At 46.8% G+C, this 12443-nt stretch carries 15 protein-coding genes and 1 tRNA gene; 13 read left to right on the top strand and 3 right to left on the bottom strand.

Annotation, left to right across the window (positions count from 1 at the left end; translation table 11 throughout):
* Nucleotides 1–10 precede the first annotated feature (10 nt).
* Together coaE and ACSR9A_RS01580 are read left to right on the top strand one after the other, a co-directional pair.
* Nucleotides 11–610 (top strand): dephospho-CoA kinase, encoded by a 600-nt coding sequence (gene coaE, locus ACSR9A_RS01585; RefSeq protein WP_473755270.1) that lies wholly within the window; start codon nt 11–13, stop codon nt 608–610.
* 38 nt (nt 611–648) lie between these two features.
* On the top strand, nt 649–1191 hold the full coding sequence (locus ACSR9A_RS01580; RefSeq protein WP_473755269.1) for a lytic transglycosylase domain-containing protein: 543 nt from the start codon (nt 649–651) through the stop codon (nt 1189–1191).
* Nucleotides 1192–1267: 76 nt separating this feature from the next.
* Here ACSR9A_RS01580 and ACSR9A_RS01575 read toward each other — a convergent pair whose 3' ends face one another.
* Entirely contained in the window at nt 1268–1486 is a 219-nt protein-coding gene (locus tag ACSR9A_RS01575; protein WP_046230244.1) for an alpha/beta-type small acid-soluble spore protein, read from the bottom strand.
* A 110-nt stretch (nt 1487–1596) separates the two neighbouring features.
* On the opposite strand from ACSR9A_RS01575, the gene nrdR reads away from it, so the two are divergent.
* From nrdR to ACSR9A_RS01540, 7 genes are all read left to right on the top strand, one after another.
* Nucleotides 1597–2076: a transcriptional regulator NrdR gene (nrdR, locus tag ACSR9A_RS01570; protein WP_046230243.1), complete on the top strand. Its 480-nt coding sequence runs from the start codon at nt 1597–1599 to the stop codon at nt 2074–2076.
* Nucleotides 2077–2246: 170 nt separating this feature from the next.
* Entirely contained in the window at nt 2247–2693 is a 447-nt protein-coding gene (locus ACSR9A_RS01565) for a GNAT family N-acetyltransferase (protein ID WP_473755266.1), read from the top strand.
* A 144-nt stretch (nt 2694–2837) separates the two neighbouring features.
* Nucleotides 2838–3470, top strand: a complete 633-nt coding sequence (hxlA, locus tag ACSR9A_RS01560; protein ID WP_473755264.1) for a 3-hexulose-6-phosphate synthase — start codon at nt 2838–2840, stop codon at nt 3468–3470.
* A gap of 5 nt (nt 3471–3475) precedes the next feature.
* Nucleotides 3476–4033 (top strand): 6-phospho-3-hexuloisomerase, encoded by a 558-nt coding sequence (gene hxlB, locus ACSR9A_RS01555; RefSeq protein WP_473755262.1) that lies wholly within the window; start codon nt 3476–3478, stop codon nt 4031–4033.
* Between the two features lie 65 nt (nt 4034–4098).
* Complete coding sequence (locus ACSR9A_RS01550; protein WP_046230239.1) at nt 4099–4452, top strand: winged helix-turn-helix transcriptional regulator; 354 nt, start codon at nt 4099–4101, stop codon at nt 4450–4452.
* A 225-nt stretch (nt 4453–4677) separates the two neighbouring features.
* Entirely contained in the window at nt 4678–5049 is a 372-nt protein-coding gene (locus tag ACSR9A_RS01545; protein WP_473755260.1) for a MarR family winged helix-turn-helix transcriptional regulator, read from the top strand.
* Between the two features lie 44 nt (nt 5050–5093).
* A complete protein-coding gene (locus ACSR9A_RS01540) occupies nt 5094–6110 on the top strand; it encodes an LLM class flavin-dependent oxidoreductase (RefSeq protein WP_473755258.1) in 1017 nt (338 codons plus the stop codon).
* Nucleotides 6111–6412: 302 nt separating this feature from the next.
* Here ACSR9A_RS01540 and ACSR9A_RS01535 read toward each other — a convergent pair whose 3' ends face one another.
* Nucleotides 6413–7381, bottom strand: a complete 969-nt coding sequence (locus ACSR9A_RS01535; RefSeq protein ID WP_473755257.1) for an aldo/keto reductase — start codon at nt 7379–7381, stop codon at nt 6413–6415.
* A 168-nt stretch (nt 7382–7549) separates the two neighbouring features.
* On the opposite strand from ACSR9A_RS01535, the gene ACSR9A_RS01530 reads away from it, so the two are divergent.
* Complete coding sequence (locus tag ACSR9A_RS01530; protein ID WP_473755256.1) at nt 7550–8221, top strand: TetR/AcrR family transcriptional regulator; 672 nt, start codon at nt 7550–7552, stop codon at nt 8219–8221.
* A gap of 235 nt (nt 8222–8456) precedes the next feature.
* Here the strand turns inward: ACSR9A_RS01530 and ACSR9A_RS01525 are convergent.
* Nucleotides 8457–8529 (bottom strand) — tRNA-Ala (locus tag ACSR9A_RS01525).
* Between the two features lie 132 nt (nt 8530–8661).
* Between ACSR9A_RS01525 and ACSR9A_RS01520 the strand changes: the two genes are divergently transcribed.
* The 3 genes from ACSR9A_RS01520 to ACSR9A_RS01510 all read left to right on the top strand — a co-directional run bounded on the left by ACSR9A_RS01520 (nt 8662) and on the right by ACSR9A_RS01510 (nt 12362).
* Nucleotides 8662–9861, top strand: coding sequence for a helix-turn-helix domain-containing protein (locus ACSR9A_RS01520; RefSeq protein WP_473755255.1), 1200 nt, complete (start codon nt 8662–8664; stop codon nt 9859–9861).
* A gap of 84 nt (nt 9862–9945) precedes the next feature.
* A complete protein-coding gene (locus ACSR9A_RS01515) occupies nt 9946–10986 on the top strand; it encodes an ABC transporter substrate-binding protein (protein ID WP_473755254.1) in 1041 nt (346 codons plus the stop codon).
* Between the two features lie 191 nt (nt 10987–11177).
* A complete protein-coding gene (locus ACSR9A_RS01510) occupies nt 11178–12362 on the top strand; it encodes an NAD(P)/FAD-dependent oxidoreductase (protein WP_473755253.1) in 1185 nt (394 codons plus the stop codon).
* Nucleotides 12363–12443 lie beyond the last annotated feature (81 nt).

Genomic DNA, 12443 nt, shown 5'->3' with positions numbered 1-12443 from the left:
GTGGAAGGGCATGAGGATCGGATTAACCGGCGGCATTGCTACTGGAAAAAGCACCGTTGCCCACCTATTAGTGGAGCTCGGAGCGCTGCTGGTGGATGCCGATCAGGTAGCAAGAGAAGTCGTTTTGCCAGGGGAGCCCGCTCTAGCGGCGGTCGCCTCTGCGTTCGGACAAGCTGTGTTACATAAGGACGGTACACTTGATCGGGCAGCGCTCGGCCAAATCGTATTTAATAACAAAGCGAAGCTAGGGCAGCTTGAAGGGATTTTGCATCCGGCGATTAGGGCTACGATGCAGCAGCGAATGGCTGATTATGAAAGTCAGCATCAGGATGCGCTGGTCGTTGCGGATATTCCGCTGCTGTATGAGACGGAGCAAGAGCATTTGTATGAAGGCGTACTCGTTGTGTACGTGCCGGAGCGCATCCAACTGGAGCGCCTGATGGCGCGAAACAACGTAGATGAACAGGAAGCAAGGCGGCGCATGGGGCTGCAAATGGGCATGGAAGAGAAGAAGCGCAGAGCGACTTGGGTCATCGACAACAGTGGAACGCTCGCGCAGACGAGGCAGCAGGTTCAAGAGTTTTGGCAGAGCAAGGTTCTTACATGCTGAGGGCCAAGAGAAGAAAGGTCGCTCGGAGAAGGCTGTTTTTGCTATTATTTATTATCATTGTTGTCATTATTGTCGCTCAACCGGCATGGCTGCTCAAAAAGCTCTATCCCATTGATTATAAGGCCGACATTCGGGCAAGTGCCATTAGCTATCAGGTAGATCCGCATTTGGTGGCGGCTATTATAAGGGCGGAGACGAATTTCCAGACGGGAAAGGTTTCGAAGAAGGGTGCGCTCGGACTGATGCAAATTATGCCGACCACCGCCGAATGGATCGTCGAGAAGGCGGGCTTCGAGCAGGTTACTGAGGAGACGCTGCGCAATCGCGCTGACGTGAGCATCGAGCTGGGGGTATGGTATCTGGCCTCGCTGCACAAACAATTTGATGAAAATAATATCGTTGTCATTGCTGCTTATAATGCAGGTCCAGGTAAAGTCCGGCAATGGCTCGATTCGGGGGAATGGGACGGCACGTTCGAAGATGCTGGTAAAATTCCATATAAAGAAACACGCGATTATGTACAAAAGGTCGTGAAGTATTATAATAAGTACAAAGACTTGTACCCGGAACTTGAGCCGTAAACAGGAAGAAGCTTTGGCTGCCCGTCACTTCAGGACTTAAGCAGCCAAAGCTGTCTGTTATTACAAGAGCTATTTATTAATGGGAGCCCCCTGCAAGGGATTGCTCAGCGATTTGTACCAGGCGGCGGGTAATGTACCCTCCGATGGAACCAGCGTCCTTTGTAGCCATGTTACCGTAGTAACCGTCTTGTGGAATCGCGATTCCAAGCTCTTGAGCAACCTCGAATTTCATTTGGTCGAGTGCTGCTGTCGCTTGTGGTACAACCAGTTGGTTGCTGCTGCGGTTTGCGCTCATGTGTGTTCACCTCCTCGCGGTTGGTAAAAGTATTATGTGCGAAAATCCGAACTTCATTACAGGAATTGTTTGGTAATTTTTAGGAATGGCTTAGAAGGGAGGAAAAGAGAATGAAATGTCCATATTGCGACTACTCCGGAACGAAGGTACTGGACTCGCGTCCCGCTAACGAGAACAAGTCCATCCGTCGCCGCCGGGAATGTGAGAAATGCAAAAGCCGCTTCACGACTTTTGAGATGATTGAGGAAACGCCGCTGGTCGTCATCAAAAAAGATGGCAGCCGCGAAGAGTTCAGCCGTGATAAAATTTTGCGTGGTTTAATCCGCGCTTGCGAGAAGCGCCCAGTTCCCGCTGAAAGGCTGGAGGTAGTCGTTTCCGAGGTGGAGAAGGAGCTGCGCACTACTGCACATGCTGAAGTGGAAAGCCGTGTCATTGGCGAGCTGGTGATGGGTCAGCTTTATCCGGTCGATGAAGTAGCTTATGTTCGTTTTGCATCTGTATATCGGCAGTTCAAGGACATTGATATGTTCATGAAGGAGCTCAGCAGCCTGCTGTCAAAGGACAGCTCACCGAATGGAATGAAGGATTAAATCTGAGGCGGCTTAGCTTCCAAATCAGTGGCATGAATAGATTAGATGAAACAGCGCCGATCAAGGCGTTGTTTTTTTGCGTTAGAATGAGTTTAACAATAGCACAATCGGATTGAATATAATATCATTTTTATGTATAATTATTCATTGTTGAAAGGGAGGCTTTTTATATGTTAATTACCATTAGGCTGGCGGAAAATAAGGATAAAAGCAGCTTGACCGATTTAATGCGCGACTATATCGTAGGATTTTATCAAAACCCTTGGCCGGGCACGATAGAAATTCACCAACTAATTGAGCAGCTGCTGGAGAAGCAAGGTGGTATCCAGCTTGTTGTTGAGAAGGAGCAGCAGTTGATTGGCTTCGCTACGTTATATTTTACGATTAGTACAATGAAAGCAGCTCGGATTACACTGATGAATGATTTTTTTCTGCTGGAGCCGTACCGGGATACGGAAGTGGAAGCCGAGCTATTTTTGAAATGCAGATCGTACACACAGGAGCAAGGCTTTGCTCATATGTTCTGGATAACATCCCCGCAAAATAAGCGGGCTCAACATTTTTTTGATAAAATGGATGCGGTTCAAGGCAGCTGGATGAACTATACAATTGTCTAGAAAGCCTGATATACCACAATAGTATCCTTCAAGTAACTACACCACTTTCAAGTGCGTACTTCCTCAAATGGCGGAAAGGGGCTAGACTAAAACCTGTAGCAAGAGTAACCTTTTCCAACATTTGATGAAGGAGTGTGCGTATACATGGAATTGCAATTGGCGCTTGATTTGGTGAACATTGAGGAAGCAAAGGTTTTGGTTAAAGAGGTTGAGTCATTTATCGATATCGTTGAAATCGGAACACCTATCGTTATTAACGAGGGACTGCATGCGGTTAAAGCGATTAAAGAAGCTTTCCCTCATCTGAAAGTACTGGCCGATCTTAAAATTATGGACGCTGGCGGCTACGAAGTGATGAAAGCTTCCGAAGCGGGTGCTGATATCATTACCGTTCTTGGTGTTTCCGACGACTCCACGATTAGAGGAGCGGTTGAAGAAGCACGCAAGCAGGGCAACAAAATTATGGTCGATATGATCAATGTGAAAGACATTGAAACTCGTGCAGCGGAAATTGATGCGCTTGGGGTAGACTATATTTGTGTCCATTCCGGCTATGATCACCAGGCTGAAGGCAAAAACTCCTTCGAAGAGCTGGCAGCGATCAAGCGTGTTGTAAAACAAGCCAAAACCGCAATCGCAGGCGGCATCAAAATCGATACGCTGCAAGAGGTTATTTCTGCTAATCCTGATCTTGTTATTGTAGGCGGCGGTATTACGGGTGCTGAAAATAAATCCGCAACTGCATCGCAAATGCAGCAGTGGATCAAACAGGCCTAAAGCTGATGCGTATTAGTCAGCTTGCAGGAGAAATCGTACAGGAGCTGGAGCGGCTGACGCAGCTCATTCCGGATGAGGCCGCAGGCGAGCTGGCAGATGCAATTATGCGCGCTCCGCGTATTTTCGTCTCAGGCGCTGGGCGCTCGGGCCTGATGGGCAAAGCTTTTGCCATGCGGCTTGTCCACATGGGCTTTGATGCTTATGTCGCTGGCGAGACGGTGACGCGTGCACTGGGCAAAGACGACGTACTTGTGCTGGGCTCGGGCTCTGGCGGGACGAGCAGCCTCATTGCGATGGCACAAAAGGCGGAGACGCTCGGCGGCAAGCTGGCCGTCATTACGACGAATCCAGAGTCGGCGCTTGGACGTGCGGCGCATATCGTTGTACCGCTGCAGGCTGCAGCGAAGGAAGAGCAGGATGGGGCCAAGCAGACCGTACAGCCGATGGCTTCTCTTTTTGAGCAAGGTCTCCTTATTTTCTATGATGCGGTTATCTTAAGCTTGATGGAGAAGAAGGGCCTCAGCGGCAACACGATGTACAGCAATCACGCGAATCTGGAGTAGCAGGCAGCGCACAGCATAGCTGGAAGCTGCTTCATCATGTATACTGGGAAGGAGGGGGAATGGTTATGGCTCAGGAATTAAAGGAACGTATTAATTTACGTGAAATCAACTGCGAGAAGGAGCTTACGCTGGCCGTCATTGGGGGCAAGTGGAAGCTGATTATATTGTGGCATCTTGGACTTGAAGGAACGAAACGTTTCAGTGAGCTGAAGAAAATGATTCCCCATATCACCCAGAAAATGCTGACGAATCAGCTCCGCGAGCTGGAGGAAGATTTGCTGGTTGAGCGCAAAGTGTATGCAGAGGTTCCGCCGCGCGTGGAATATACCTTAACGGCTTATGGCGAAAGCCTGATGCCGGTGCTGCGCATGATGTATGATTGGGGCAAAAACTACGGCGAGGAAGTCGTGTGGAAATAGCAGCTTTGGAGTCAAAATAGGCTGGGGTTAGAAGCAGATAATGCTTCTGACACCGGCCTTTTTATGTTTGAAAATTTTCAGCCGGAGAAAAATATTTGAGTTTCGCTCCGGCTTATTTTATAATAGTTGATACATCAATTGATGCATCAACTATTTGCGAGGGAGAGGATTGGAATCGAAAAGGAGTGTTCTGACAAAGACCAGCTATTATATGGGCTGCATATATTGGCTAAGGAGATGGGACAAGTTTTTTCTTCATCTGTGAAGACGAGCTGCACGAAGCTGGAAATCCTGTGTCATATCCATAGACGCACGGAGATGAATCAGCTGGAGCTGCAGACTTTGCTCCGTGTTGATGCTGCAGCTGTAACCAGACATCTCAGAGATTTGAAGGAACATCAACTAATCTTTAGCCGCAAATATGAGAACGACAAACGAAATACGCTTGTTGCTTTGACCCCCCTAGGAGAGTCCGAATTAATAGAGCTGACGCGGAGAAAAGAAATATTTCTGGATAAAATGACGAGGGATTTTTCAGATAAGGAAGTAATGGAAATGACTTCGTTTATAGAACGCATATCGAACAATCTCAAATAACATAAATAAACGTTTTGTTAAATCAGAAGGGGGCTCATATAAACATGGCTATTCAGGATGTAGCATTATCCATATTAGATTATACACTTGTTATTGAAGGAGGAACTGCTGCCCGTTCCTTCCGCGAAGCTGTTGATCTTGCTGTGCATGCGGAGCAATGGGGTTATCGACGCTACTGGGTTACCGAGCATCACAATATGCAGGGGATTGCCAGCTCGGCTACTTCACTTATTATCGGCCATATAGCCTCGCATACGAACAAAATTCGAGTAGGTTCAGGCGGCATCATGCTGCCTAATCATGCACCGCTTGCGGTTGCGGAGCAGTTCGGAACTTTGGAATCGCTCTTTCCGGGGCGGATTGATCTGGGGCTTGGTCGAGCTTCGGGATCGGACCAGCCTGCGGTTAGGGCACTCCGAAGAGGACTGCACAGTGACGGAAGCCAATTTCCAGAGCTATTGCATGAACTTCGTTCTTATTTTAATCCCGCACTGAACGGAGCAGTGCCAGGTGTGAAAGCATATCCGGGAGTGGATTTGGATATCCCGATCTGGCTGCTGGGATCAAGCGGATTCAGCGCAGAGCTGGCGGGCCAGCTGGGGCTGCCTTTTGTGTTCGCCAGCCATTTTGCCCCAGACTATTTACTGCCGGCTCTTGAGCTGTATCATCGCAGCTTCCGTCCGTCGAAGGAACTTGACAGTCCGTATGTAATAGTCAGTGTGAATGTGGTTGTTGCCGATACCGATGAGGAAGCAAAAAGGCTTTTCACGTCACAAGAGCAGCAGATGCTTAATTTGATACGCGGACGTGACAGCAAATTAATGCCGCCTGTAGACGATATGAACGAGCTTTGGACGGAGCAGGAGAAGGTGACGGTTCGTGATAAAATGATGCGGTATTCCGCAATCGGCAGCCCTGATACGGTCAAGACAAAGCTCGATTCAATTGTCAAGCAGACGAGGGCTAATGAGCTGATGACGACCTCCCAGTTGTATGATCATCAGTCGCGCCTCCGGTCGTTTGAACTGCTTGCCCAAGTTATGCAGCCAGATGCGAAATAATGCAAACAGTCCTTATAATGACTAGGAAAAATCACGCTTTATAATTATAACTGTGCTTATAAACTCACAGTATCGAAGAGGCCAGCTTGATATTATGCAGATTGTTAGGGCTGCTTCATCCGATCTCTAAGCTGAAATACCCCGCTCTCTTCTCGAGATGCGGGGTATTCATTCATTTGCGGATAACGTTTTCCCGCATCGATAACCTTCCATTCATTACGCTGGAATGGGATTCGTCATTGCACCCACCCGATTTTCTTGGGTAAGCATTTATAAATGTGGGCTCCTCTATTTATTAATGCTTAATAACGGCTTCCGAAGGTACTGCCAGCAGGGGCAATTTCACTCAATCGGGATAGCTCTTCAGGTGTTAAGCGGATGGATAAAGCGGCTGCATTTTGTTGCAAATACTTCACTCTCTTTGTACCCGGAATCGGAACGATATCGTTTCCTTGGGCAGTTACCCATGCCAGCGCGATTTGGGCTGGTGTCACTTCTTTTTGCTGGGCGAGCAGTTGTATTCCATGGACGATATTGCTATTCTGTTCGAAGGCCTCTTCCGAAAAGCGGGGATTATATATGCGCCAGTCATCCTGTGCCAGTTGGCTTCGACTTGAGAGAGTGCCGGTCAAAAAACCTCTTCCAAGCGGACTATAAGGTACAAAACCGATCCCAAGTTCTCTGCAAGCATGCAATAGACCAAGCTCAGGCTCTCTGGACCATAAGGAATATTCGGTTTGAACGGCTGAAATGGGAAAGACAGCGTGAGCATCGGCCAATTGTTGGGGGGTTACTTCTGAAAGGCCCAAATAGCGGACTTTTCCTTCTTTTACGAGCTCAGCCATGGCTCCAACCGTCTCTGTAATTGGAACATCAGGATCAGCCCTATGCAAGTAATACAGATCGATATAGTCTGTGCCCAAACGCTGCAAGCTGGCTTCACAGGCTTCTTTCACATATTGCGGCTTTCCATTGTATCCTAAGTTCTGTGTTTTATTGCGTAGCAATCCGAATTTTGTTGCGATCTGGACGGAATGACGGTGTGCTCTTAATCCTTTACCAACCAGCTTTTCATTTACCCCGATGCCGTCCTCGTCATAACCGTAAATATCCGCTGTATCAAAAAACGTAATGCCCAACCCCAGAGCGTGATTCAACGTGTTTAAAGACTCAGAATCATCCGTTTCTCCATAAAATTCGGACATTCCCATACATCCTAATCCCAAACGGGATACTTGCAATCCTTGGTTACCCAATGGCAAAATTTCCATCGTGTTCAAGCCTCCTTTTAATTTTGCATTTCATGAAAATAACAATATCACGCACAATGCTAAAAAGTAAACTAAAAAGTCTTTAAAAGTTTAATGAGTACAAATTGTTCATATTTTTGAACAATTGAGTTATAATTTTAAGGATGAAGAAATAGGAGGCTTTACCCCATGGATACGAAATCCCAGGCATTGGAGAAGAGAAATAAAACCATCCAAAAGCTTATTATAAAGATTATACCCGTGATTCAAAAAAACGGATTTTCTACGCTGAAGATGGATGATGCAGCTAAATATATGGACATCAGCAAGGCGACCATGTATAAGTATTTTGCTTCCAAGGATGAGATCATTGAAGCGGTTGTAGGTCGTTACGTGGAATATATTTCGGAAATGGTGCAGGCTTGGCCACTGACTGATAACAACTCCTATGTCAAATCCTTTGATAAAGTGTTTCAGCAGTCTTTGCTGATGGCGGTGTACTTGTCCGATATTTTCTTGCAGGAGTTAGGCAGCATCTACCCAGACTTGTATGAGACGCTTTCAAGTGAGGTTGAGGTGCGAAATGAGCAGGTGAGGGAGTTTTTTGACAGAGGGATGAAAAATGATGTGTTTCAGCACTTGAATCCGGTGATCCTCCTCATTCAAATGGACACGATGCTCAGGAAAATGATTGATCCCAAGCTGCTGATGCTCCATCATTTGTCGCTGAAACAGGCATTGTCCGATTATTACGAAGTCATGAGGCACCAAATCCTGAAATCTGAATTCATTAACTTAGAAAATAATGCGGAGATGGATTTATTTTTGAATCAGATGGTTCAAAAATTGTCGAGGCAATAGGGAATAGCCTATTGGGATTTGCCTCGTTTACCTCGCCAATCCATCATGGGATGTCCGAATCTTTGATTAAAGGGCTGACGAAGCGTATTCGGCGAGGACTTTTAGAGGTAGATTCAGACGCCGTGCTCCTCCGCATTCGCTCCGTGCGCGCGGACTGAACCCCGGGGTTCGCCCCCTGGCTCTCCATATAAAAGAAACGCCACCACATGAAAAATGTGATGGCGCTTCTTTTATATGGAGCCTAGGGGGATCGAACCCCTGACCTCATCGCTGCCAGCGATGCGCTCTCCCAGCTGAGCTAAGGCCCCGAGTGACACTTTTATTATTATACATAGAACCAGCATTCCGCGCAACATAATTAGAAACATTGGATTTAAATAATTATGCTATAATATTCTTAATGTTGATAATTATTCTCAATTAAGGCGGAGAGATCATTCATGCAAACGCAATTCATACAAAAACACCTTGAGCAAGCACGTGTTCATCCCCAATATGTTCAAGATTCCAAAGATAAAATTGATAAAACGGTCATCCATATGGAAGATCATTTTCAACATGCCCTTTCGCGCGAGCAGCTCGCGGAAATTGCGGAGCTTAACCCCGATCATTATTCTCGCATGTTCCGAAAATATAAAGGGACCAGCCCCATAGGCTATTTGACGAGTTTGCGAATGGAGAAGGCTAAAGCGCTTTTAAAGCATTCACATTATTCAGTCGCGGAGATAGCCAAGATGGTGGGCTTTTCAGATCCCTATCATTTCAGCCGTCGCTTCAAGCAGATGATTGGCGTGGCGCCTACCTATTTTAAAGAACAGGATTCGCCCCGAATCATAGCGTTGGACGGACTTGGCCACTGCCAAGCTATTGGTATTGAGCCGATTGCAGCAGATTTGGCTAGAGCAGGGGGGTATGTGCATATATCTGCGTCTAATCAAATTCTAAATATCTGCCCGTTATTGACCCGAAAAATAGATATCGAACGGCTTATAGCGCTGCATCCTCATGTAATTTTGACCGCAAATTCAGAGCTGGAGCAGCAGTTGAGCACGGTGGCGACGACGATTAAGCTTGATGTACTGGAAGATCCCATCTATACGCAATTATTTGCAGTAGCGGCTGCACTTGGTCGCGAGAAAGAGGCTGCAGCTTGGATTCAGCTCTATGAGGCGCAGTGCACGGAGCTGCGGTCACGTTTATTTGGCAGTATTGGTGGGGAGAGGGTTGCGATTTTGCGTGTGAGGGAGCAAGTGCTGCAAGTTTACGGCATGCTTAATATGGGCTATCCCCTTTACCGCTCCTTGAAGCTGGCACCCCCTGATAAAATTTCATTGCAAAGCATTTTTAATGCGCATTTCCATTCCAGTGTCATCTCGATTGAAGAATTGCCTTTCTATGAGGCAGAGCATCTGCTTGTTGTTGTTCAGCCTGACAACGGGGCTCGAAGCGAGTGGCAGAACATCACTCAAACGGAGGCATGGCATAGCTTTCCCGCGGTCCGCATGGGTAATGTCCATCATATTGATGTGACAAATTGGCTCAACAATGATCCTATTTCGATCCTAAAACAGATGCATGAAGCAGCGGAGCTGCTAATGAAGGGCAATCGGCGTCGGAATTATCCATCATGGATGCAATAATGACCTATGGAGGCAGCGGCAGGACTAGGATACAATTTGTAATGATCTTAATTATCATTATCACAGATATAGCGGGAGGATAAGATGGTACATTTATTCAAAAGGTTTAGGGCAATGCTGCTTGTGAGTGCTGCGTTGCTGGTACTGCTAATCGTATCGGCATGTGGCGGCACGAATGTGCAAAAACAGGCGGTGGAAAATACATCTGCGAATACGCAGCAGACGGAAAGCAGCGAAGCGGGAAGTGCTGAGGCATCCGAATCGGCAACGACAAAGATGGTGACGGATGATTTAGGAAGGGAAGTGGAAGTGCCTGCTGCTCCGAAGCGAATCATTGCGGGCGAGTTCGCGAGTGAACTGCTCGCGGTTGGCTTAAAACCGATTGGAGCAGGTGACAACAGCTTTAAAATTGTGTATACGCTCGATCAAATGGAAGGTGTAGAGCCAATTGGAGATCCGCCAAATACAGAGAAAATATTGGATTTGCAGCCGGATCTCATCGTAGCGCCAACTGTTTTTTTTGAAATTTACCCCGAGCAGATGGAGCAAATGAATAAAATTGCACCCGTCTTTTATCTTTCATTTGATCAAGATCCAATCAACGATATTTTTACTAAGCTGGCCAGCCTGGTTGGCAAGGAAACGGAAGCCGATACATGGATTAAGGGCTATGAGGAAGAAGCTAATACAGCAAGGACGCAATTAAAGGAATCGCTAGGCGAAGACACAGTCTCGATTTTTCGTGTGGAAAAGGGCCGCCTGCGTATTTACTTAAACCGTAATTTTGCTGGCTATATGCTTCATAGTGGGCTGCAAGCCAATGCTCCTGAAGCTGTAAAGGCTGAAATCGAGAAAAATCCATTCAGCTCTGCCATCGAAATTTCACTTGAGAAGCTTCCCGAATATGCGGCTGATCATATGCTGCTCATCGTTCGTGATGAGGGAGACGACAAGGGTGCCATGGAGGAAATCGAACAGCTGGAGCTGTGGAAAAACCTGCCTGCCGTCAAAAATAATCGTGTTCACAAGCTGGAGACAGAAAAGTATTATGGATCAGATATTACGACGATTCGTGAGACAATGAAGGAAACATTAACGATGCTTACAGGCGGGAAAACACAATGATCGCCTAGGGCGACATCAACAGATAAAGCGATTCATTTATACCATTTAAGTGCTGCAGGCAGAAACGGCTCCTTACGATGAATGTTCATCGAGAGGAGCTTTTTTTTATTGAAGTTGTGGCATTGTCACAAAAAACGCTCTCTTATCGTTATACAGACAAATAACCAAAAGAACTTAAGGGAGTGGTTGTAATGGAAACATTGACCTGTATCGTAGTTGGAGCGGGATATGCTGGCATTCATGCGTTGAAGGAATTACGCAAAAATTTAATTAACGGTAAAAGAAGCCAGTCTATCCGATTTGTATTAGTTGACAAAAATAGCTATCACTTGCGCAAGGTCATCCTATTTAAGCCAGCAGTAACAGATGAAAATATTTGCATACCTCTTGCCGAAATGTTCCCAGAAGGTGTGGAGCATATTGAGGCAACCGTCACAGAGGTTAAAAAGGCAGAAAAAAAGCTGCTGCTGCGCAATGGGAATGGGGAAGTGCAGACGATATATTACGATGTGCTGGTAGTAGCTATTGGCAGCATCATTCGGCAGCTTGACGAGGAAAAAGGCGGATTGCCGCTTGCTACTTTGGAACATGCGAAGAACATTCGGACAGCATGGCGAGCTAATTTACAGCAGGCTGCTATCGAAGCCAATCCGGCCGAGCGAGAGCGCCTTATGACGATTGCTGTAGCGGGAGCTGGCATAAGCGGCATTGAAACAGCAGCCGAATTAGCCCATTATGTTAGGGCAGATGCAAAGCAGCTGGGATTGGAGCCGTATCAAGTACACATTCGCTTGTTTAATGCGCATGAAAGATTATTTTTGGATGGGCCAAGCAAAGTGGCCTCGAAATTAGAGAAGCTGCTAGCGGATAACGGAGTAACAGTCGTTCATAGAAGCCGAGTGCTGTTGGAAGCAGCCGGGCGCCTACATTTGTCCAGTGGTGAAGAGCTGCCCGCTGGCTTGCTCATTTGGACATTAGGACTTATGCCAAACCCGGCTTTAAGACAGCTGGGCTTACCGATAACAGAGGACGGGTTTGTAAAAATAGATGCAAGCTATCGGGTTAAGGCTGCCAGTGGTATATACAGTATTGGGGATTGCGCAAAAGTGATCGATCCGGAGACGGGCCGTTCAGACGGCCTGACCTGCAAGGAGGCCATTCCGCAAGCGGCTAGACTTGGCAAGGTAATAGCAGCTGATCTTGAAGGGAAGACTGCTCCTAGGCATACAGGCTATATGGATAGCTTCAGCATCGGACTAGGACCAGAAAGGGGATTAACATGGGTACACAAATGGGGAATGGATATGATGATTACTGGGAAAATGGCGTACCGAATTAAACAATTTACTTGGAATATAGCCAGCTCCGTTAAGTAATAAAGAGACTATTATCTTATTCGGGACATATGTCCTTTCCAATATGCAGCGTTCTGCCGTTTAATTAAGGAAACGAAGAGG

The sequence above is a fragment of the Paenibacillus sp. R-74696 genome (assembly GCF_055814915.1).
The sequence above is the reverse complement of the archived record's forward strand: the minus strand, read 5'-3'. Positions and strand labels throughout refer to the sequence as shown.

What these genes read in the sequence shown, in the direction of transcription:
- ACSR9A_RS01530 (WP_473755256.1), top strand. Translation starts at nt 7,550, where the DNA reads ATGGATACGAAATCCCAGGCATTGGAGAAGAGAAATAAAACCATCCAA.
- ACSR9A_RS01540 (WP_473755258.1), top strand. Translation starts at nt 5,094, where the DNA reads ATGGCTATTCAGGATGTAGCATTATCCATATTAGATTATACACTTGTT.
- ACSR9A_RS01515 (WP_473755254.1), top strand. Translation starts at nt 9,946, where the DNA reads ATGGTACATTTATTCAAAAGGTTTAGGGCAATGCTGCTTGTGAGTGCT.
- ACSR9A_RS01575 (WP_046230244.1), bottom strand. Translation starts at nt 1,486, where the DNA reads ATGAGCGCAAACCGCAGCAGCAACCAACTGGTTGTACCACAAGCGACA.
- coaE (WP_473755270.1), top strand. Translation starts at nt 11, where the DNA reads ATGAGGATCGGATTAACCGGCGGCATTGCTACTGGAAAAAGCACCGTT.
- nrdR (WP_046230243.1), top strand. Translation starts at nt 1,597, where the DNA reads ATGAAATGTCCATATTGCGACTACTCCGGAACGAAGGTACTGGACTCG.
- ACSR9A_RS01510 (WP_473755253.1), top strand. Translation starts at nt 11,178, where the DNA reads ATGGAAACATTGACCTGTATCGTAGTTGGAGCGGGATATGCTGGCATT.
- ACSR9A_RS01565 (WP_473755266.1), top strand. Translation starts at nt 2,247, where the DNA reads ATGTTAATTACCATTAGGCTGGCGGAAAATAAGGATAAAAGCAGCTTG.
- hxlA (WP_473755264.1), top strand. Translation starts at nt 2,838, where the DNA reads ATGGAATTGCAATTGGCGCTTGATTTGGTGAACATTGAGGAAGCAAAG.
- ACSR9A_RS01535 (WP_473755257.1), bottom strand. Translation starts at nt 7,381, where the DNA reads ATGGAAATTTTGCCATTGGGTAACCAAGGATTGCAAGTATCCCGTTTG.
- ACSR9A_RS01550 (WP_046230239.1), top strand. Translation starts at nt 4,099, where the DNA reads ATGGCTCAGGAATTAAAGGAACGTATTAATTTACGTGAAATCAACTGC.
- hxlB (WP_473755262.1), top strand. Translation starts at nt 3,476, where the DNA reads ATGCGTATTAGTCAGCTTGCAGGAGAAATCGTACAGGAGCTGGAGCGG.
- ACSR9A_RS01520 (WP_473755255.1), top strand. Translation starts at nt 8,662, where the DNA reads ATGCAAACGCAATTCATACAAAAACACCTTGAGCAAGCACGTGTTCAT.